At 62.0% G+C, this 21,026-nt stretch carries 17 protein-coding genes; all 17 read left to right on the top strand.

Annotated elements, in window-relative coordinates:
* The first annotated feature begins 39 nt into the window (after window positions 1-39).
* Entirely contained in the window at window positions 40-1,110 is a 1,071-nt protein-coding gene (gene rfbB, locus ASF44_RS08790; protein ID WP_056898842.1) for a dTDP-glucose 4,6-dehydratase, read from the top strand.
* Window positions 1,107-2,015, top strand: coding sequence for a dTDP-4-dehydrorhamnose reductase (rfbD, locus tag ASF44_RS08785; protein WP_056898841.1), 909 nt, complete (start codon window positions 1,107-1,109; stop codon window positions 2,013-2,015). The genes rfbB and rfbD overlap by 4 nt, the downstream gene beginning before the upstream one ends.
* Window positions 2,012-2,902: a glucose-1-phosphate thymidylyltransferase RfbA gene (gene rfbA, locus ASF44_RS08780; RefSeq protein ID WP_056898840.1), complete on the top strand. Its 891-nt coding sequence runs from the start codon at window positions 2,012-2,014 to the stop codon at window positions 2,900-2,902. Before rfbD ends, rfbA begins: the two co-directional genes overlap by 4 nt.
* Window positions 2,899-3,444 carry a dTDP-4-dehydrorhamnose 3,5-epimerase gene (gene rfbC, locus ASF44_RS08775; protein WP_056898839.1) on the top strand — a complete coding sequence of 182 codons (546 nt, stop codon included), beginning with the start codon at window positions 2,899-2,901 and terminating at the stop codon, window positions 3,442-3,444. Before rfbA ends, rfbC begins: the two co-directional genes overlap by 4 nt.
* On the top strand, window positions 3,441-4,292 hold the full coding sequence (locus ASF44_RS08770) for an ABC transporter permease (protein ID WP_056898838.1): 852 nt from the start codon (window positions 3,441-3,443) through the stop codon (window positions 4,290-4,292). Before rfbC ends, ASF44_RS08770 begins: the two co-directional genes overlap by 4 nt.
* Window positions 4,282-5,673, top strand: a complete 1,392-nt coding sequence (locus ASF44_RS08765) for an ABC transporter ATP-binding protein (RefSeq protein WP_056898837.1) — start codon at window positions 4,282-4,284, stop codon at window positions 5,671-5,673. The genes ASF44_RS08770 and ASF44_RS08765 overlap by 11 nt, the downstream gene beginning before the upstream one ends.
* Window positions 5,618-9,394: a glycosyltransferase gene (locus ASF44_RS08760; protein WP_056898836.1), complete on the top strand. Its 3,777-nt coding sequence runs from the start codon at window positions 5,618-5,620 to the stop codon at window positions 9,392-9,394. The genes ASF44_RS08765 and ASF44_RS08760 overlap by 56 nt, the downstream gene beginning before the upstream one ends.
* Entirely contained in the window at window positions 9,391-10,734 is a 1,344-nt protein-coding gene (locus ASF44_RS08755) for a glycosyltransferase family 4 protein (RefSeq protein WP_056898835.1), read from the top strand. Before ASF44_RS08760 ends, ASF44_RS08755 begins: the two co-directional genes overlap by 4 nt.
* 66 nt (window positions 10,735-10,800) lie before the next feature.
* On the top strand, window positions 10,801-12,402 hold the full coding sequence (locus ASF44_RS08750; RefSeq protein WP_156374409.1) for an acyltransferase: 1,602 nt from the start codon (window positions 10,801-10,803) through the stop codon (window positions 12,400-12,402).
* 45 nt (window positions 12,403-12,447) lie between these two features.
* On the top strand, window positions 12,448-14,442 hold the full coding sequence (locus ASF44_RS08745) for a hypothetical protein (protein WP_156374408.1): 1,995 nt from the start codon (window positions 12,448-12,450) through the stop codon (window positions 14,440-14,442).
* 36 nt (window positions 14,443-14,478) lie between these two features.
* Entirely contained in the window at window positions 14,479-15,501 is a 1,023-nt protein-coding gene (locus tag ASF44_RS08740) for a glycosyltransferase (protein WP_056898832.1), read from the top strand.
* Complete coding sequence (locus ASF44_RS08735; protein ID WP_056898831.1) at window positions 15,498-16,625, top strand: FAD-dependent oxidoreductase; 1,128 nt, start codon at window positions 15,498-15,500, stop codon at window positions 16,623-16,625. The genes ASF44_RS08740 and ASF44_RS08735 overlap by 4 nt, the downstream gene beginning before the upstream one ends.
* Window positions 16,609-18,171, top strand: a complete 1,563-nt coding sequence (locus ASF44_RS31605; RefSeq protein WP_156374407.1) for a hypothetical protein — start codon at window positions 16,609-16,611, stop codon at window positions 18,169-18,171. Before ASF44_RS08735 ends, ASF44_RS31605 begins: the two co-directional genes overlap by 17 nt.
* A complete protein-coding gene (locus ASF44_RS08730; protein WP_056898830.1) occupies window positions 18,168-18,968 on the top strand; it encodes an NAD(P)-dependent oxidoreductase in 801 nt (266 codons plus the stop codon). The genes ASF44_RS31605 and ASF44_RS08730 overlap by 4 nt, the downstream gene beginning before the upstream one ends.
* Complete coding sequence (locus ASF44_RS08725; protein WP_056898829.1) at window positions 18,965-19,798, top strand: sugar phosphate isomerase/epimerase; 834 nt, start codon at window positions 18,965-18,967, stop codon at window positions 19,796-19,798. Before ASF44_RS08730 ends, ASF44_RS08725 begins: the two co-directional genes overlap by 4 nt.
* Window positions 19,795-20,151 carry an SMR family transporter gene (locus ASF44_RS08720; protein WP_056898828.1) on the top strand — a complete coding sequence of 119 codons (357 nt, stop codon included), beginning with the start codon at window positions 19,795-19,797 and terminating at the stop codon, window positions 20,149-20,151. Before ASF44_RS08725 ends, ASF44_RS08720 begins: the two co-directional genes overlap by 4 nt.
* Window positions 20,152-20,160: 9 nt before the next feature.
* Complete coding sequence (locus ASF44_RS08715) at window positions 20,161-20,976, top strand: glycosyltransferase family 2 protein (RefSeq protein WP_056898946.1); 816 nt, start codon at window positions 20,161-20,163, stop codon at window positions 20,974-20,976.
* Window positions 20,977-21,026 lie beyond the last annotated feature (50 nt).

The following is a 21,026-nucleotide window of genomic DNA, read 5'->3' as shown; positions in this document are numbered from 1 at the left end:
CCTGCGATAATCGCCGGCTCGTTTTGCGGATACCTCCCCATGATCCTTGTCACCGGCGGCGCCGGCTTCATCGGCACCAACTTCGTCCTGGACTGGATTGCCACGGCGGGCGAACCAGTCATCAACCTGGACAAGCTCACCTACGCCGGCAACCTCGACAACCTCTCCAGCCTGGCCGGCGATGCGCGGCACCAGTTCGTGCAGGGCGACATCGGCGACTCGGCGCTGGTCGGCCGGCTGTTGGCCGAGCACCAGGTGCGCGCTGTCGTCAACTTCGCGGCGGAATCGCATGTCGACCGCTCCATCCATGGGCCGGCCGCTTTCATCGAGACCAACGTGGTCGGTACCTTCGGCCTGCTGGAGGCTGTGCGGGCCTATTGGGGTGCGCTGCCGACCGACCGCAAGGCGGCCTTCCGCTTCCTGCATGTGTCCACCGACGAGGTCTATGGCTCTCTCGAGGCGCAGGCGCCCGCGTTCACCGAGCAGCACCGTTACGAGCCCAACAGCCCTTATTCGGCCAGCAAGGCGGCCAGCGACCACTTGGTACGCGCTTACCACCACACCTACGGCTTGCCTGCTGTTACAACCAATTGCAGCAATAATTACGGCCCGTTTCACTTTCCCGAGAAGCTGATCCCGCTGATGATCGTCAACGCCCTGGCCGGCAAGCCGCTGCCGGTGTATGGCGACGGCCAGCAGATCCGCGACTGGCTCTATGTCGGCGACCACTGCAGCGCCATCCGCCGCGTGCTGGAAGCCGGCCAGCTTGGCGAGACCTACAACGTGGGCGGCTGGAATGAGAAGCCCAACCTGGAGATCGTGCACACGGTCTGCGCGCTGCTGGACGAGAAGCGGCCGCGCGCCGATGGCACGTCCTACGCGGAGCAGATCGCTTACGTGACCGATCGCCCTGGGCACGACCGCCGCTATGCCATCGACGCCCGCAAGCTCGAGCGAGAACTCGGTTGGAAGCCGGCCGAGACCTTCGACACGGGCATCCGCAAGACCGTGGATTGGTATCTGGAGCACGCCGACTGGGTCGCGCGCGTGCAGAGCGGCGCCTACCGCGAGTGGGTGTCGACCAACTACGGCGAGCGCGTGACGGCATGAAGATCCTGGTGTTGGGCAAGGGCGGGCAGGTCGGCTGGGAACTGCAGCGCAGCCTTGCGCCGCTGGGCGAGTTGGTGGCGCTGGACTTCGACAGCACTGACCTGTGTGGTGATTTGAGCCGCCCCGAGGAACTGGCCGCGACCGTGCGCAGCGTGGCGCCCAACGTCATCGTGAATGCCGCCGCCCACACGGCGGTGGACAAGGCGGAGAGCGAACCCGAGTTCGCGCGCGCGTTGAACGCGCTGGGCGTGGGCACGCTGGCGCGTGAGGCGCAGGCGTTGGGCGCATGGATGGTCCATTACTCCACCGACTACGTGTTCGACGGCAGCGGCAGCGTGCCTTGGACCGAGAGCAGCCCGACTGGCCCGCTGTCCGTCTATGGCCGCACCAAGCTCGAAGGCGAGCAACTGTTGCAGCAGCATTGCGCCCGCCACCTGATCTTTCGCACGAGCTGGGTTTATGCCGCGCGCGGACAGAACTTTGCCAAGACCATGTTGCGGTTGGCGGCAGAGCGCGAACGCCTGACGGTGGTGGACGACCAGTTCGGTGCGCCGACCGGCGCGGAGTTGCTGGCCGATGTGACGGCCCTGGTGCTGCGCCGTGCGCAAGCGGAGAGTGGCGACGCGCTGGCTGGCCTGTACCACCTTGCGGCCGCAGGCGAAACCTCCTGGCATGGCTACGCGCGCTTTGTGATCGACTTCGCTCAGCAACGTGGGCTGGCACTGAAGGCCACCGGCGAGGCCGTGCAGGCCGTTGCCTCCAGCGCCTTCAAGGTGGCAGCCCCACGACCCGGCAACAGTCGCCTGGACACGCGCAAGCTCCGCGAGACCTTCGGCCTCGTACTGCCGCATTGGCAAACGGGCGTGGCCCGCATGCTCACCGAAACCATGGAGCGCTCCGCATGACGACACAACGCAAGGGCATCATCCTCGCAGGCGGCTCCGGCACCCGACTGCATCCGGCCACGTTGGCGATCAGCAAGCAGCTGCTGCCGGTGTATGACAAGCCGATGATCTATTACCCGCTGAGCACTCTGATGCTGGCAGGTATCCGCGACATCCTGGTGATCAGCACGCCGCAGGACACGCCGCGGTTCCAGCAGTTGCTGGGGGATGGAAGCCAGTGGGGGTTGAACCTGCAGTATGCGGTGCAGCCGAGTCCGGATGGGTTGGCGCAGGCTTTCTTGATCGGAGAGGCGTTTCTTGCAGGCGCAGCCAGTGCCTTGGTCCTGGGTGACAACATTTTCTATGGTCACGACTTGGCCCACCTGCTTGCCGCGGCCAGTGCGGAGAAGCATGGCTCTACGGTGTTCGCGTACCACGTCAACGATCCGGAGCGCTATGGAGTGGTGGCCTTTGACAAGGCAGGCCGGGCCAGCAGCATCGAGGAAAAGCCGGCGCAGCCCAAGAGCAGCTATGCCGTGACAGGCCTGTATTTCTATGACGAACAGGTCGTGGAAATTGCCAAGGCCGTGAAACCCAGCGCACGCGGCGAACTTGAGATCACTGCGGTGAACCAGATTTACCTGGAACGAGGCCAACTCAACGTGCAGGTGATGCAGCGTGGCTACGCTTGGTTGGACACGGGCACGCACGAAAGCCTGCTGGAAGCGGGGCAGTTCATCGCAACGCTGGAAAATCGACAGGGGCTGAAGATTGCTTGCCCCGAAGAGATTGCATGGCGGGCTGGGTGGATCGACGATGTTCAGATCTCTCGACTTGCCGACACCGTGCGCAAGAATGGCTACGGTCAGTACCTGCTGCGATTGGTCAAGGAAGGACGCGCTCGATGAAGATCGTGCCAACAGAAATTCCCGATGTGGTCGTCATCGAACCCAAGGTGTTCGGCGATGCGCGGGGGTTCTTCTTTGAAAGCTTCAATAGCGCTCAATTCGCGGCTGCCGTTGGGCGGCGTGTCGACTTCGTGCAGGACAACCATTCCCGGTCTGCAAAAGGCGTGCTGCGCGGCCTGCACTATCAGATCCATCGCCCGCAGGGCAAGCTGGTGCGCGTCGTTCGCGGCGCCGTGTTCGACGTCGCCGTCGATTTGCGGAGGTCGTCTCCGACCTTCGGGCGTTGGGTGGGCGTGGAGCTCACCGAAGGCAACCAGCGCCAGCTATGGATTCCAGAAGGTTTCGCCCACGGATTCCTGGTCCTGAGCGACACAGCCGACTTCCTGTACAAGACCTCTGAGTACTACGCGCCGGAATACGAGCGCTGTATTGCATGGAACGATCCAGCCATCGGGATCGATTGGCCGCTTGAAGGTCTACCCAACTTGTCGGCCAAGGATCAGCAGGGCCTTCCCCTCGCGGACGCGGACCAGTTCCCATGACGACTTCGTCCGTCGTGGCGGATCCCCACGCGGCGCCTCCCACCTCTCTTTTGGCACTGGTACGCGGAGTCCGCAGGCATCGCCATCTTGTGTTCCAGTTGGCCAAGCGCGAGGTCGTGGGGCGCTACAAAGGCTCGTTCCTTGGCATGGCCTGGTCCTTCTTCAATCCTGTGCTGATGTTGGCGGTCTACACCTTCGTCTTCTCCGTGGCGTTCAAGGCGCGCTGGAGCGTGGGCGCCGAGGAAGGCAAGGCTCAGTTCGCGATCGTGCTGTTCGTGGGCCTGATGGTGCATGGATTGCTGTCTGAAGTGCTCAATCGGGCGCCGGCCCTTGTGCTCGCCAATGCCAATCTGGTCAAGAAGGTGGTTTTTCCTTTGGAGATCCTGCCGCTTGTCAGCGTGCTTGCGGCGCTGTTTCATTGCATGGTGAGCCTGGGAGTCCTGCTGGTGGCGATTCTGTTCTTCACCGGATACCTGCACTGGTCAGCGATCCTGGCCCCCCTGGTGTTCCTGCCGCTGCTGGTGTTGACGACGGGGTTGGCTTGGATCCTGGCCTCGCTGGGCGTCTATCTACGAGACGTCAGCCAGACCGTGGGCATCATCACGTCGGCCATGATGTTTCTGGCGCCGGTGTTCTATCCGGTGACCGCACTGCCGCAAAGCATGCAGGCGTGGCTCTTTCTCAATCCACTGACTTTCATCATCGAGCAGGCGCGCAGCGTCCTGATCTGGGGCAAGGCGCCAGATTGGCTGGGGCTTGGTGTTTACATGCTTGTCGCTGTCTTCGTGGCCTGGGCTGGATATGCCTGGTTCCAGAAGACGCGCAAAGGTTTCGCGGATGTCCTCTGAGTTTTCGGTCCAAGTCGACGGGCTTGGGAAGTGTTATCAGGTCTACGAACTTCCGCGTGATCGCCTGAAGCAGTTCATCGTGCCGCGGCTGCGACGCATGTTGGGTCGCCCATCCGCATCGCCTTACTACCGTGAGTTCTGGGCATTGAAGAACGCTTCGTTTGCTGTCCAAAAGGGTGAAACGGTCGGCATCATCGGGCGCAACGGATCGGGCAAGTCAACCTTGCTCCAGATGATCTGCGGCACTCTGACGCCGTCGCGCGGGTCAGTGCGCACATCTGGTCGTATCGCGGCGCTGCTGGAGTTGGGGTCGGGTTTCAATCCAGAGTTCACTGGCCGAGAGAACGTCTACCTCAACGGCGCCGTGCTTGGTCTTCGCAAGGACGAGATCGATGCCCGTTTCGACGACATCGTGGCATTTGCCGACATTGGTGAGTTCATCTCTCAGCCCGTCAAGAACTATTCGAGCGGCATGGTTGTCCGTCTGGCCTTTGCAGTGCAGGCGCAGTCCAACCCTGACATCCTGATCGTGGACGAGGCACTTGCCGTCGGTGATGCCAAGTTCCAGGCCAAGTGCTTTGCCCACCTCAAGAAGCTCAAGGCGCAAGGTACGTCCATCCTGCTCGTATCGCATTCGACCGAGCAGATCGCCACCCATTGCGACAGGGCCGTGTTCCTGAAATCAGGTGACGTGGTGGCCATTGGCAAGCCGCGTGACGTCATCAACCTGTATCTGGACGACATGTTCGGTGTGGAGCGAGTGGGGGACGTCGAGGCCGCCGCCCTGCCAACTGAGGACGTTGCTGAACAGAGCTATGGGCTGTCGGTCACCGACGACCGCTTCCATCTGCATCCTACGTACAACGCCCATGAATACAGGTGGGGCGATGGTGGCGCCTTGCTGTTGGACCATTGCATGCAAGAGGGTGGACGAGCCGATGTCGGCGCCGTGCATTCCGGGGCCGGGGTCCAACTGAGGCTGTCCATCCGGTTTATCTCGCACATCGTGCGGCCCATCGTGGGGTTCACCATCAAGACGAAAGAGGGCGTGACCCTGTACAACACCAATTCGGAGCTGCAGCGTTGCGGCAGTATCGGCGGTTCCGGCGACGCGGGCCATGCTCTAGGGGTCGCGATCTCCTTCTTGGCATCTTTCGCGCCGGGCGACTATTTCATCTCGATAGGCGTGGCATCTCGCCAGCCCAATGGCGATGTGGTGCCGCACGACCGCCGCTATGACTCCATCCTGCTCACCGTGCTCGCGGCAGAGCACCAGGCTTTCAGCGGCATTTTCGATGTCGGCGCGCAGATGCAGTCGGAGTTCCATGGCGCTGCAGCGGGCGGTGTGGTTGCCAAGGGGGGCGCCGATGCGGCTGCCTGAAGACTATTCGTTCGATGCCCGGACTGGCGTTTGGCGCCGCCCGGAACTCCACGCGTTCGCCTACAGCGACGGCGATGCTGTGGAGCAGCGGATTCTGGGCATCGTGCGTGGGTGCGCAGACCCAAGCATATTTTCTGAAGAGCTTGCAGAGGCGATCAATGACTGGCCGAGTCATTACCACCTCGGGCGCGGTCGCATCAACCTGCTGCGGCCGTTCCGTAGCCTGCTGGCAGGTTCCGTGCTTGAGATCGGCTGCGGCTGTGGCGCCATCACGCGGGCATTGGGTGAGTTTGGTGCAGATGTGGTGGCACTCGAGGGCAGCATCGTCCGCGCGGAGATTGCCGCCGCACGTTGCCGCGGACTTGGCAACGTCTCGGTCGTCTGCGACAGCTTCGACAGCTTCGAGCCTGCAGAACGCTTCGATGTCGTCACGTTGATCGGTGTGCTCGAGTACGCGCGCAAGTATTTCGCAGCGGAGCCAGGACGGGATCCCATCGCGGCGACCCTGGCCCGCGCTCGCACCATGTTGAAGCCGGGCGGAGTCTTGCTGCTGGCAATCGAGAACCAGCTCGGTCTCAAGTACTTCGCAGGCCGACCGGAAGACCACAACGGTGTGCCCATGTACGGCATCGAGGACCTCTATGGCAACTCCGACGCCGTAACGTTCGGTGAGCATGAACTGCGTAGCCTTCTTGGTGCTGCGGGCTGGGACCACCAGCGCTGGTGGTATCCGTTTCCCGACTACAAGTTTCCGATCAGCATCCTGTCTGAGTCCGGCGTGCATGCCTCGGTCGATCTGGCGCCGCTGTTGCAGAACTCGGTGCTTGCCGATCCCCAGCGCGGTGCCACCAGTTTCTCGCTCGAAAGCGCATGGGCGCCCGTGTTCCGCAATCGCTTGGCTGGCGCGTTGGCGAATTCATTTGCGGTCGTGGCCTCCGATCGACCACTCCCAGAGCCGCAGGCACTTGCCTTTCACTACGCCAGTGCGCGTCGCCAGTCTTTCGCGAAAGAGGTTGCCTTTACGCAAGACGCGGCGGACAACATCCTGGTCCAGCACCGCCCACTGGTCGGACCTGAAGGGTTCTGGGAACAGACGGCGGACGGCTTGGCTGTCGAATTCGAGGAGGTCGAATTCGTTTCTGGCCAGCACTGGCAGAAGGAGCTGGTGCGCATCCTGAATCGTCCGGGCTGGTCCATGGAACAGCTGCTGCCTTGGGCCGCGACATGGTTCAGGGCATTCGTCCGGCATGCGGATCTGGCTGCAGATGCCGCACTGGACAAGAACACGCCCATCGACGGCAACCACTTCGATGCCGTGCCGCGCAACTTGATCGTGCGCTCGCCCGACGATGCTGTGTTTTTCGATCAGGAATGGCATTTGAGCGAGCCATGCTCGCTTGGCTTCCTCGTCTTCCGCAGTCTGGGTTTGAGCTTCTTCGGTGTGACATCGGTGGCTCAGGCTGCGCCGGAATGCAGTGTTGCTTTGCAGGACATCCTGCTCGGTTTGGCGAGCGGTATCGGCGTTCCGGTGTCCGAGGACGACCTGGCGGTCTACGTGGCCCAGGAAAATTCCATCCAAGGCCGGGTCGGCATGCGGCCGGCCGCCGCGCTGACGGTCGAGCTTGTCGCCCAGTGGCGTTTGAACGTGCGGGTCGCCAGCTGGAACCCGGAAAACCTCTATCGCCTGGAAGCGGAAGTGGCCCGCAAGGATGGAGATCTGGCGCGACTCGGTGAGGAGATTCACCGGCTTGAGGCTGTTGTGTTGTTGAAGGATGAGCGGCTCAAAGATGTTGGCCTAGAGTTGCAGGCGCTCCACCAAGTTAAGGATGCCCGATCGCCTGAGGTCGCCGATCTGACTGCGGTGATTGCAGCGAAGGATCTGCGACTTTCCGAGGTCGGGCATGAGGTCGCGCGCCTGGAAGCCGAGATCCGTGACAAGCACGAACGCCTTCAAGCGCTCGGGACGGAATTGAACGGCCTGCACGTGTTGATGGGAACCACGGTGGAGGCGAAGGACCAGCGGTTGCAGGAGATCGGCCAGCAATTGGAGGGTGCCCATGAGGTGCTATCGCGTAAGGAAGAGGATCTTGCCCGCCAAGCCTCGGAGATTGCACGACTCGAGGCTGCTGTGCACGAGAAGCAAGAACGGCTCCACGCACTGGGCCTGGAGTTGAACAGCATGCAGGCCGAACATGTTCTGCAGCTGGACATGGTCCATCGGAACGCCTTGCGGGAATCCGAGACATTGCGTGAAAGCCTGGCCGCGCTGCCTGTGCGGATCCATGCGCTTGAACAGGAGATCGCGGCGCAGGCTCAGCGCACTGACGAGGAGCGCCACTACTTCTATGCCGAGGTAGCCAAGCGCGACAAATTGCTGGCCGACGGCCAAGCACGCTACAACGAAGTGAAGGCAGAACAGCAAACCACTGCCGCAGCGCTGCAGGCCCTGAAGCTGACGCGCTGGTTCCGGTTGCGCGACATTCTGCTTACCCATCCTTTTGGTTTCCGCAAGCTGTTGTTGCTTGTCGCCACCGTCGGCGGCGGGCTGCTGCCGCGCCGTTGGCGTTCCAGCCTCGTGCCGCGACTGCAGCGCCTGTTCGGCCTCACCCCCGTAGTGCCCGCTACCAACAACAGCGATTCGAGCGCTTACCAGGTGAAGGTGCCACCAGCCGCCCCCGCTGATGCGCCCAAGATCGTCCATGCGATCGCCAACTTCATGACGGGGGGCTCGTCGCGCCTGGTGATCGACCTGGTCGAGTATTTGGGAAGCCAGTACCGGCAGACCGTGCTGACGAGCTTTAATCCGGACCCGCCTGCCTACGTGGGAGTGGATATCGAAGAGTGCCGTTTTCCTCAGGACATCGGACCGCTCGTCGCGTACTTCCAGCGCACGCGGCCGGACATGGTGCACGTGCATTACTGGGGCGACTGCGACGAGCCTTGGTATGCCACGGTCATCGAGGCGGCGAAACACCTCGGCTTGCCGGTGATCGAAAACGTCAACACGCCAATCGCGCCACACCGATCTGAGGCTGTCGCCCGCTACGTCTACGTGAGTGACTACGTGCGCAACGTCTTTGGCTCACCCGATGCGGAGCACGTGACCGTCTATCCGGGTTCGGATTTCGATCTCTTCACGCGCGGCCCTGCCGAACACGCACCGGCTGATTGCGTGGGCATGGTCTACCGCCTCGAGCGCGACAAGCTCAATGAAGACGCCATCCTGCCTTTCATCCGCATCGCGCAGTTGCGACCACAGACGCGCATCCTGATCGTTGGCGGCGGCAGTCTGTACGAGCCGTACCGGGATGCAGTGCAGGCCGCGGGGGTCGCAGACAACTTCGAGTTCACGGGTTATGTCAGCTACGACCAACTGCCGGCGCTGTACCGACGCATGAGCTTGTTCGTCGCGCCGGTGTGGAAAGAGAGCTTCGGCCAGGTCAGCCCGTTTGCGATGAGCATGAAGGTGCCTGTGATCGGCTACGACATCGGTGCCATCGGTGAGATCGTTGGCGACCGCGCGCTACTGGCGCCGCCCGCCGACGCTGAGCGACTGGCCGGCATCGCTGTCGGGCTGCTCGATGCGCCTGAGAGCATCCATCGGCTGGGCGATGCACAGCAGCGGCGTGCCCAGGAAAATTTCTCGATACAGGCCATGATTGCCAGTTACGCGCGCATCTACGCTGAGGTCAGCGAACAGCCGCGCAAGGATCCCGCGTGAAAGTTGCATTCTTCGTCCACTGCTTTTTTCCTGAGCATTTCTACGGCACAGAGACGTACACGCTGGACCTGGCCAAGTACTACCGTGCGGCTGGCCACGATGTCGTTGTCGTGTCGGCAGTGTTCCAAGGTGAGCCTGCACGCGATGGACTCGTGAGCCGCTATGAGCACCAGGGCATTCCAGTTGTCTGCATCGACAAGAACAGCGTGCCGCACACGCGCGTCAAGGAAACCTACTACCAGCCCGACATGCGTCCTGTGCTGGAAGGCGTGTTGCGCGAGCTCAAGCCAGACGTTGTGCATGTCACGCATCTGATCAACCACACGGCGGCGCTGCTCGAAGTGACGCAGCAGCTTGGCATTGCCACTTACGCCACGTTCACTGATTTTTTTGGGTTCTGCCTTAACAACAAGCTGGAGGCGGCCAACGGCGACCTGTGCGCAGGACCTTCCCCCTCGCGCACGAACTGCATGGCCTGCTACCTCAAGGATGCGGCACGCAGCCCCTATGCAGACCGGTGGGTCCGTCGAGCCACCACGCCGCGCTCGGCGCAGTGGATCGCGAGCGCGGCCAACTTTGGTAGACGCTTGCCGGGTCTGCGCAACGGGCCCGTCGATGGCCTGCTGGAGGACATTGCGCGCCGCCCCGACACACTGCTGGGCTTGTACAACGGTGGGTACAAGGGCGCCGTGGCGCCGACGCGTTTTCTGAAGAAAGCCTATGAGGCCAATGGCATCGCGACCCCGATGCGTGACATCTGGTTCGGCGTGGACATCGACCGCAGTTCCAAGCCCCGCCGCGCGCCCGGCCACCGGCCGGTGATCGGCTTCATCGGCCAGATCGCGCCGCACAAGGGGACAGACCTGCTCATCGAAGCCTTTCGCCGTCTTCCGAAGGACGCTGCGGAACTGCGGATCCACGGGCCGGCCGACCAGGACCCCACCTACATGGCAAGCTTGCGGTCTCTTGCCGAGGGACACAAGGTGTCGTTCCTCGGCACATTTCCATCGGCGCAGATGGCGTCGAAGCTGGCGGAGATGGATGTGCTGGTGATCCCCTCTCGCTGGTACGAGAACAGTCCGTTGGTTCTTCTGAACGCCTTGGCGACCCATACGCCGGTCCTGGTCTCCGACGTGGCAGGAATGACAGAGTTTCTGGAGCCGGGCCGCAACGGATATGCATTCGACAGAGGCAGCGCCGATGCGTTGTTTGTCCGCTTGAGGGACTTGCTCGCAGCGCCGGAGGGGCTCTACGCCCTTGCCGAGACCACCGGCTACGAGAGAACCATCGCAGACATGGCGAAGGACACGCTCGACGTCTATGCCGAGATCCAGGCATGAACTTGGTGTCTTGCATCCGACTGCCGCACCCGCGCGTTTGCGGCTCCTTCCCAAGCTTGTGCTGCCGTGACCCAGAAACTTGATTCCCTGACGTCATTGCGCTTCTTTGCGGCCGCGATGATCGTTGTGCACCATGCGATCGAGCGCGGGCTGGGACCGCAATGGGCGTCCCATTTCGCGCTGGGGCAGGGCGTGAGCTTCTTCTTCGTCCTGTCCGGGTTCGTCCTGGCCTACAACTACCCGGTTCTGCACGGGGCCAAGGACATCGGCCGCTTCCTGCTGGCACGGGTCGCGCGGATCTGGCCTGCGCACATCGCTGCGACCGTGCTGTTCATCGTCTTCATCGGGAACATCTCGTCCCACACCCTGCCGCAGGGCAGCCGTGCCGCCATCACGGCGGCGTACGTGACACTGACGCATGCGTGGCTGCCCCTGGGGTCGTACTACTCGGCTTACAACGCGGTCTCGTGGAGCATCTCGACCGAATTCTTCTTCTACCTAGCCTTCCCGCTCCTGATCTCCAACTGGCAGACTACGTGGAAGATCAAGATGGCTGGACTTGCCGCCGTGACGATGGTCATGTGGTGGTTGAGCAGCCGCTTCGCGGTAGGGCCGCAAGCAGAGTTCATGCGGGGCGGGTTCGCCTACATCAGCCCGCTGGCGCGCATTCTCGAGTTTGCGCTCGGCATCGCGGTCTGCCATGCCTACCGAGACCATGGCGCGCGTGTCCGTGCGGCCATCGGGCGCATGGGGACTGTGCTCGAACTCGGCACTGTTGTCCTGATCGTCTTCGGTCTGTGGGCATCGCGGCTGCTTGCGCACCATCCTGCGGTGCTGGACCTGGTGGGCCGGACGGGGTCGCTGGTGTTGGAGGCCAGCGGCTTCGGCACCTTGATCTATGCGGTCGCCATTTTTGTGTTTGCCCTTCAGACGGGACGTCTGTCGCGCATTCTGGGGACCAAACCATTGGTCTTCCTCGGCGAAATCAGTTTTGCCCTCTACCTGGTGCACACCCTGTTCCTGCTGTATCTCCAGCAGGCTCCTGGCATCTTTATGGGCCTGCCCGCAGACGCGATCTATGCGTGGTACTGGATCTGCGGGTTGGCTGGTGCGGCGCTGCTGCATCTCTGCGTGGAGGTTCCTGCACAACGCCTGATTCGAGGCTGGCGGGACGAGGCCCGTGGCGGCATCTCCCGGTGGCGGCTGATGTCGGCCTTCTGTGCCGTGGTTCTCGTGCTGGTCGTGGCGCAGCCCACGGCGCGATGGTTCTCCATGGAGCCGGCCGCACCGGACCGCAACAAGCTGGCACATCCAGTCGTCTTCGACGAGGCCTACCGCCTGGATGCGATCGAGGTGCAAGGGGGGACCTTGCGGTTTTCATGGACTGCGGCGAAGAGCACCGCATTGGCGAAGCGGGTCGGCGTGCATCTGCTCGACGGCAGCGGCAACATGCTGGGGCAGTTGGACTTCGTCATGGACACTGGCTATCGCCATGCCCCGGTCGGGCAGCAATGGAGCAATTTCGCATCGCGGGAGGGCGTCGATCTGCGGGCGATCGAGATGCTAGGCATCGCGGTGTACGACCACCGTGGGCTGAGCAACACCTCGGCGACGGCGCCGGTCAGGACCGACTGGAACGGCCAGCGTCTGCTGGTGCCGTTGCGGTGAGCGGCGAGATGGCCATGCGGAACATCGGAACCTTGGACAAATGAGATGCAAGAGGCTTACGTGATCGAACCCGGAGAACGGCATGGACGCCGATGGCGTTGGATGGTGCTATGGGGGGGGGCTGGCGTCCTGGCATTGCTCGCCCGGCTCTTCCTGTCATCCGACCGCGACATCCTGGCGCTGAACTCGCCTTACGACGAGTATTGGTTCGTTCACAGCGCCGCACGCCTGGTTTGGGGAGGCAACTACAACCAGATGGCATTTGCGAACCTGCCGGTCTATTCCATCTGGCTGGCGCTGCAGAACGCTCTGGGCCTGCCGGCGCGTCTGGGAATCGACCTGGCGTGGCTGTCCGGCGTCGCATACGCCGCTTATGCGCTGGTGCGGTTTTCCGGGCGTCGGTGGATCGGCGCGGCGTTCTGGCTGCTGTGCGCCTTCCACCCCCTGTTCATTGCCATGTTCGACCGCGCATTGTCGGAGACCCTGCTGGTGGTGCTGATGCCCTGGCTTCTCGGCGCCGCACTGGAGGTGTGGAACACGCGCGCGATGCAGGGAGGGCGCCGCGCGCCGGTGGCGACCTGTGTGCTCGCCCTGTCGTTTGCGCTGGCATTCCATGTCCGCAAGGAAGGTGTGCTGTTCTTCGTGCCCCTGGTCCTGCTCGGGGCGTGCTCGCTGCTGCACCGTGCACAGTGGTGGCCGTCGCTGCGGACCGGTACGCTGGGCATGCGGTTTGTCGGCTTGCCGCTGCTGGCGACCCTGGTGCTCGGCGCCGGACTCGCCGGAATGAACTATCTGCGTTGGGGCGTCGCTGTCCGGTACGAGCTGGCCGCCCCAGGCTACGAGCGTGCCATCGCGGCACTCAACCGCATCGACGCAGGTCCCGGCCTGCTGCATGTGACGGTGACGCGCAAGGCCCGGCAGCTCGCGTATGAGCACAGTCCGACCTTCCGGGAGCTGCAGGGATTCTTCGAAGGCGAGCCAGGCCGCGTGCTGGCAGTGCACACGGCGCAGTTCACTGGCCACGAAGGCGAGATCGGCAACGGCTGGTTCTACTGGGCCGTGCGCGATGCCGGGGCCATGGTGGGCTGGCACAGCAGCGCACGGGCTGCCGAAACGAAGTACCACGCCATCGCCAATGAATTGGAGGCTGCGTTCGATGCAGGCCGCTTGCCGGCCTATCCTGCCTGGACACCTTCGTTCCTCGACCCTGACCTGGGCAAATGGATCGGCCGTGTGCCGGGATCGAGCTGGGGTGCCTTGCGCCTCGTGGTGGACGGTAGCCCTGCGTCCGTTCGACTGCCGGCAGAAAACGCGACACCGCAGCAGATGGCGTCGTTCATCGAGATCGTCGGGCGGCGCAACCCAGTGCCCTCGACCCGCGTGCGGGGCTGGATCATGTTGCCTCCGGGCGCCTCGGTGGGCCTGTCTCAGGGCGGCGCAGAGCCCGTAGGCTGGACGATGTTGTCCGACCTTGGCCGTCGCCCCGACGTTCCTGGTGCATTGGCGTTTAGTCTGGCCGCGCCGGGTGCGGGCGGCGACGATGCGCTGGTGGTGCGCACTGCCGACGGTTCCTTGGGGCGGCTGCCATTCAGTCAGATGCGCGCTGGGGCGATGGCGACCACCCAGGGTGCCGTTGCGGTCACCCTCGGGGTGGATGAACTCGTTGCCGGGCGCCGCGGCGACCGGATCGAACGCTGGCTGTCGCAGCTGCGCGGTGTGCCTGTGACCTGGGACTGGCTCGCCCGACTGGGCCAGCTCTACCAGGGAATCAACATCGCGCTGCTGGCCGTGTTGCTGGTGGCCGTGGTCGCTTGGGGCGTCCGACGCTTCGTGCCCGTGCCGGTCTTGGCTGTCTGCGGCATCGCCGGCACGATGGTGGTCTCCCGTGCTGTCCTGTTCGGCATCCTCGACGCCAGTTCCTGGAACGGCGTGCAGGCGCGCTACATGGCTCCGATGATCCCGGTGTTTGTGTTCATGGTCGCAGTGGCGGTTTCCGCGTTGCCACAATGGCGCCCCTTGCCCAGCGCCGGCCGGCGCTGACGTTCGCTCCATTCGCAAGCGCCGCTTCCACAAACCATGGCACCCTTTCCCATTTTTCTTTCCGTCGTCTACGTTGTCCGCGACCAGGCCGCAGAACTCGCCACGATCCTGGAACGTGCGACGGCGAAGCTCGCACCGCTGGTCAGCGACTACGAACTCATCGTGGTGGACAACGCTTCGCGCGACGACAGCATCGCGGTTCTCAAGGAGCTGACCGGCCCCTCGGGCTTGCCCAATCTGCAGGTCTATGCCTTGACCAAGGATGTCGATGGCGACACCGCGTCGTGCGTCGGCGTGGAGAACGCTTTGGGCGATTTCGTGGCCGTGATCGACCCGTTCCTGGACGACATCGGCTTCCTGCCGCAAATGCTCGACAAGGCTGTGGGCGGCGTCGATGTCGTGTTCGGCAGCAACGGCAGAAAGCCGCGGCAGACCATCCTCTACCGTGCCGCCTACCGCGCTTTCAACGGTTTGTACAAGCTCTTCAACAACGTCCACCTCGAAAAGGACGCTCCACAGTACCGGTTGATGAGCAAGAAGGTCGTGAACTTCATCCTTCAGCATCCGCGGCCCGCCATCACCTACCGGCACCTGCCCGCCACCGGTGGGTTTTCGCGCGTCAACCTGGCCTACATGTCGGAGCCCGCCGCACACCGCACCAAGAACCTCGGTGACAGCATCGACAGAGGCATGCGTCTGCTGGTGTCGACCACGCGGGCCCCCATGCGCATCGTGACGTCGCTGTCGCTCTTTGGCGCGGTCGCCAATCTGGCGTATTCGACCTATGTGGTGGCGGTCGGGCTATTCAAGGCCGATGTCGCGCCGGGCTGGGTCAGCATGTCGCTACAGCAATCGGGCATGTTCTTCCTGATCTCGTTGGTCTTGCTGATCCTGGGCGAGTACATCCTCCACATGAGCAGCCTGTCCAACGAAGGGCCTCCCTACCACGTGGCGCAGGAAATGACGAGTGCGCGCATGACGCGGCGCGAGAAGCTGAACATCGAGGAAGTGGTGCCGGCTGCGGCCAGCGATGGCGCTGCGGTGCACGCCACACCATGAGCCATGCCTGCGACAGTGCGGACGCCGTGGTGGTCGGCGGTGGCTTCTACGGTGCGGCCATCGCCATCTTCCTGGCGCAGAAGGCCGGGTTTGCCAAGGTCGTGCTGCTGGAGCAGGAAGCCGCTCTGCTGACGCGCGCCTCCTACAACAACCAGGCACGGGTGCACAACGGCTACCACTACCCGCGCAGCTTCACCACCGCCTTCCGCAGCCGCGTGAACCTGCCGCGCTTTGTACGGGACTGGCCGCAGGTGGTGAAGACGGACTTCACCAAGCTCTACGCCATCGCAGGCCAGAACTCGCATGTCACGGCGCGGCAGTTCAAACGCTTCTGCCATGAGATCGGCGCCCGCATCGGCCCGGCGTCGCCGGGCCTGCGCGCGCTTTTCAATGCGCGCTTGATCGAAGACGTGTTCCTGGTCGAGGAATATGCGTTCGACTCGACCCGGCTGGCCGATTGGGCCCGCCGGGAACTCACCGCCAGCCGCGTGGACGTTCGTTTGGAAACACGGGCGACGGAGATCACGCGTGCGTCGGACGGTGGCCTGGATGTCGTCGGGGTCGACCGGCGCGGTGAGGCCAGTTGCATCCGGTGTCGCTATGTCTTCAACTGCACCTACAGCGGGCTGAACCAGTTCGGCGGGGACTTCGCTGGCGTCGGCGCGGGGCTGAAGCACGAGGTGACGGAAATGGCGCTCATGGATGTTCCTCCGGTGTTGAAGGACGTCGGTATCACGGTGATGGACGGCGCCTTCTTTTCAGTGATGCCCTTCCCCGCGCGAAACTTGCATACCTTGTCCCATGTTCGCTATACCCCACACTTCCATTGGCGGGACGAAGCTGGGCGGAATCCTTACAGCGTCTTGGCAGATTATCGAAAGGACACGCGTGTGGATTGGATGATGCGCAGCGTCGGGCGCTACTTGCCTTCCATCATGGAAGCGCGCCGTGTCGATTCGCTTTTCGAAGTCAAGACTGTCTTGGTCAAAAGCGAGGGTGATGACGGACGGCCAATATTGTTCGAGAAACACCGTGATCTCCCTGGGTGCTATTCTATTCTGGGGGGGAAAATTGACAATATCTACGATGTCCTGGAAAGGATTAGCGGTGAAATCGAAGTTTAGTGCGGCACTGACAGCCTTGCTGCTCATTGTGCTGTTGACGCTTTCGTTCCACAAAAATATTTTTTCAGTGGTGCCGGCGGAGAGTTTCTCCGCCTTTCAGCATGACTCGGAAACTCTGGTTCTGGGTCGCATCATTGCAGATGAGAATAACAAAGCTCTCCCTTTAGGGGCGGGAATAGGCTTTGTTGGGATTTCTGATTTCATCTATATTCCAGAGTACATACTTCAGTCATACCAATTGATTGGCAGGAAAACTCTTGAGCCATTGACTCTGAGGCCCGCGCCATTGAATGACGACAATTGGACTGAAGGGGTCTCCAGGCACAGTGCGCGCATCGTCGTGCTGGGCTCCGGACTCGACCGCTATGTTGGCCGAAAAGTCGACGTTCAAGGGGATGTTCGGACGATCAAGGCCGTCAAATATAACTATCAGTATGCCAACTTGGACCTGACCGGCGACCTTCTGCGTGTCGATAGAACTGTCGGGAGCGGCGTGACTGTCAAGATATCAGGGGATCCCGTCGACCCTTCAACAATGAAGTTTGTTGCATATCCTCAGCAATATGGCGTTCAAGGCGCACTGTTTTCTGGCATGTACAAAGTTCTTTCCCAGAGCTTGGTGGCGCTAAATTTTCTGAATTCTTTTGCATTTGCAGTCGTTGTTGTTGCCCTGGTTTTTCTGTATTCCAAGGTCATCTCGTTGCAGTTCGCAGTTTTCTTCCTGCTAAGTGTCGCGTTCTCTCCTTGGCTAGTGGCTTTTGGTCGGAATTTATACTGGATTCCTTTTGCGTGGTTCTTGCCGGCAGCTTTGGCTATCTCGCTCTTTTTCTCCCGAACGCCTCGCCAGGAGATCTTGGTTTGTATTTTCTTGTTTTGCGCTTTCGTGTTCAGGTTTTTGGCAGGTTATGAGTATTTGACGAGCGTCATTCTTTTTGCTGCTGCTCCTTTCGTGTATTTGGCTGTGGTGGCGGCTCAGCGCGAAGCGCGTGTTCTGAATTTGAAGAGGGTTGGAGTGATTTTTTCGATAGGAGTGGTTGCTTTCATCGTGGCACTACTCATCCATGCGACTGTACGTGGAGACACCGTGTGGCAGGGGCTGCAGTCGATTTACGAAGTGGATGTGAAGCGCCGCACATACGGAGACCCGTCGCGTTTTGATCCATTGACTGCCGCGTCATTGACATCGTCGCCGGTCGGTGTTTTGATGGTGTATGTCAATAGTTGGACGACGAATTTGGTGAAGACAATTCCAGGAGGTTGGTTTCCTTTTATGCTTCTGTGGGCTACTGCAGTCCTGGTCTACAGGTGGATCGGTCGGAATATTCAATGGCGGGCGGATACGGCGCTCTTCTTTGTGTTCTTGATCGTTCCACTTTCGTGGTTTGTGCTTGCCAAAGGACATTCATTCATTCATACGCAGCTCAATTTTGTGCTTTGGTACTTTGGCTTTGTTGCTGCGCTGCTGCACGTTTCATTTAATGGATTCAAACTTACACTGCTCGGGTTGGGTGTTTGGATGCGAAAACACAGGATGGAAGAGATATGAATCAAGATAAAAGTGCACTGATTGGGTATACGGGATTCGTTGGGGGGACGTTATTGAGGCAAAAAATCTTCGGCCATCGATACCGCTCTACAAATATTGAAGATATTCGAGAGCGCGACTTCGATCTGGTCGTTTGTGCTGGAGCGCCCGCTCAAAAATGGCTGGCCAATCGAGATCCGGCGGATGATCTCCGAAAGATCAATGGGCTGATCGAGTGTTTGAAGGCCACCAAAGCGAAAGAGTTCATACTCATCAGCACCGTTGATGTCTTCAAGAATCCTTTGGGTGTGGATGAGGATAGTGTGGTCGACGAGGAGGGCTTGCACGCCTATGGTCTGCATCGGCGGCTGCTCGAAAAGTTCGTTACTTCGCACTTTGATCGGCACCTCGTTGTGCGCCTGCCGGGCCTCGTTGGCCCCGGCCTCAGGAAGAACGTCATCTACGACTTCCACAACGACAACAACCTCGGGGCGATTGAAAGCCGAGGCGTGTTCCAGTTCTACCCCATGGTCAACCTCTGGTGGGACATCGAGCGTGCGCGCCAGGCCGGCTTGCAGCTGGTGCACCTGACGGCGGAACCGGTCAGCGTCGCCGATGTCGCCCAGCAGGGTTTCGGGAAGTCATTCGCGCAGCAGCTTGCAGGCACGCCGGCGCGCTACGACATGCAGACCCGCCATGCGGAGCTGTTCGGCGGGCGAGGGCGCCATCAGTATTCGGCCCGCGAGACGGTCCAGGCGGTCCGTGCCTACGCGCAGTCCGAACCTCGGGCATCGATGGCGTCGGGGAGCGGTGCATGAGAATCTCCATTTCCAACATTGCCTGGGATGCCGCGGAGGACGCTGCCGTCGCGCGCGTGCTGTCGGCGCACGGCGTGGACGCTATCGATGTCGCTCCCGGCAAGTACTTCCCGGATCCCGAGTCGGCGACCGCGCAGGACATCGACGCCGTGCGGCAGGCTTGGCAGTCGCGCGGCGTCGCTGTCGTGGGCATGCAGGCCTTGCTGTTCGGGTCGACCGGACTGAATGTGTTTGGTCCGCCGCCTGTGCAGGAGGCCATGTTGCGCCGGCTCTCGGCGGTCTGCCGCATCGGTGCGGGACTGGGCGCCGGGCACCTCGTGTTCGGTTCGCCGAAGAACCGCGACAGGACGGGCCTGGACGATGGCCAGGCGCTGCAGGTGGCGGTGGCCTTTTTCCGCCGGCTGGGCGACGAGGCGGCGCGGCATGGTGTGCAGGTGTGCCTGGAGCCCAACCCGCCACGCTACGGCGCCAACTTCATGACCACCAGTGCAGAGACAGCGGCTGTGGTGCAGGCCGTTGCGCATCCAGCCATCCGCATGCAGTTGGACACCGGCGCCATGGCGATCAATGGCGAGGATGCGGCGAGCACGGTGGCGGCGTTCGCGCACTTGGTGGGACACGTCCATGCGAGCGAGCCGGACCTTCTTCCACTTGGCGATGGCACGGCGCCGCACGACGCCGTGCATGCGGCGCTGGTGCGCCATCTGCCGGACCACGTGGTGTGCATCGAGATGCTGGCGACCACGGGCGAGCCGCATCTGGTCTCTGTCGAACGGGCGGTTGCGCGCGCCGTTGCCGTGTACCGGCCCGTCGCGGGGGCGCACGGATGAAGTGGTTGATTCTGGTGCTCGGCATTCTGGCCAATGCGTCGGCCAGCGTGCTGATCAAGGTGGCCATGTCGCCGCCTCGCCGGTTTCCCTCCTTGTCGGAGCCGATGGCCGCCTTGGCGAACTGGCCGTTCTGGTTGGGGCTGGGGCTGTATGGCGCAGCGTTCTTGCTGTACGCAGCGGCATTGGCCCGCCTGCCCTTGAACGTGGCCCATCCGATCCTGACATCCGGCGCGGTCGCGATGGTGGCTCTTTTTTCGTTCGTGTTTTTTCGAGAGCCGTTCCATTGGACGACCGGGGCAGGGATCGCTCTCGTCGTGGCCGGCGTGGTGTTGCTGACGGCGCGTGTCGCTTGAGGGATGGAGATGCAGGATCAGATAGTCCAGGCCGACCGGAGCACCTGGCAGGTGCCTTCGATGGAGGTGGTGCTGTGGCAGGGACGACAGCACCGTTGGTGCGTCGTCATTCCGGTGATCAACGAAGGGCCGCGTATCCGGAGCTTGTTGTCAAGGATGGCGGAACTCCGCATTGCCGGCGTTGCCGACATCCTGATCGTCGATGGCGGCAGCAAGGATGGGTCGTTGGAGCGGAGCATGCTGCTGGAATTCCATGTTCGCGGACTAATCGTCAAGACGGGGCCGGGCAAACTCAGTGCGCAATTGCGCTGCGCTTACGCATTTGCGCTGGACCAAGGCTACGAGGGCATTGTCACGATCGATGGCAATGACAAGGATGATCCCGCAGCGATTCCTGCCTTCATCGACGCCCTGCAAAGCGGCGCTGATTTCGTGCAGGCGTCCCGCTTCGTTGCGGGTGGTGTTGCCGAGAACACGCCGCTGTCGCGCGATCTGGCCATCCGATTGCTGCATGCACCTCTGCTCAGTCTAGCCTCGGGATTTCAATGGACCGACACGACGCAGGGCTTTCGCGCGTACAGCCAGCGCATGCTGCTGGACCCGCGCGTCGCACCTTTTCGCGACGTGTTTCAGACGTACGAACTGCTGGCGTATTTGTCAGCGCGCGTTCCGCGTCTTGGGTATCGATGCGTGGAATTGCCAACTGTCCGGCGGTATCCGAAGGGCGAGGTTCCAACGAAGATCAGTGCGTTCAAAGGCAATCTGTCGGTGCTGAAAATTTTGCTTCGCGCTTGTCGTGGGGCTTACAACCCCAGTGCAAGGTGATGAAGCGGTCCCGAGGTTTGGACGTCGTGCATAGGCGAGCCATAGCGGGG

It is taken from the genome of Pseudorhodoferax sp. Leaf274, assembly GCF_001422445.1.
Classification (GTDB): Bacteria; Pseudomonadota; Gammaproteobacteria; order Burkholderiales; family Burkholderiaceae_C; genus Pseudorhodoferax.
This window is presented reverse-complemented; position numbering and strand designations above follow the sequence as displayed.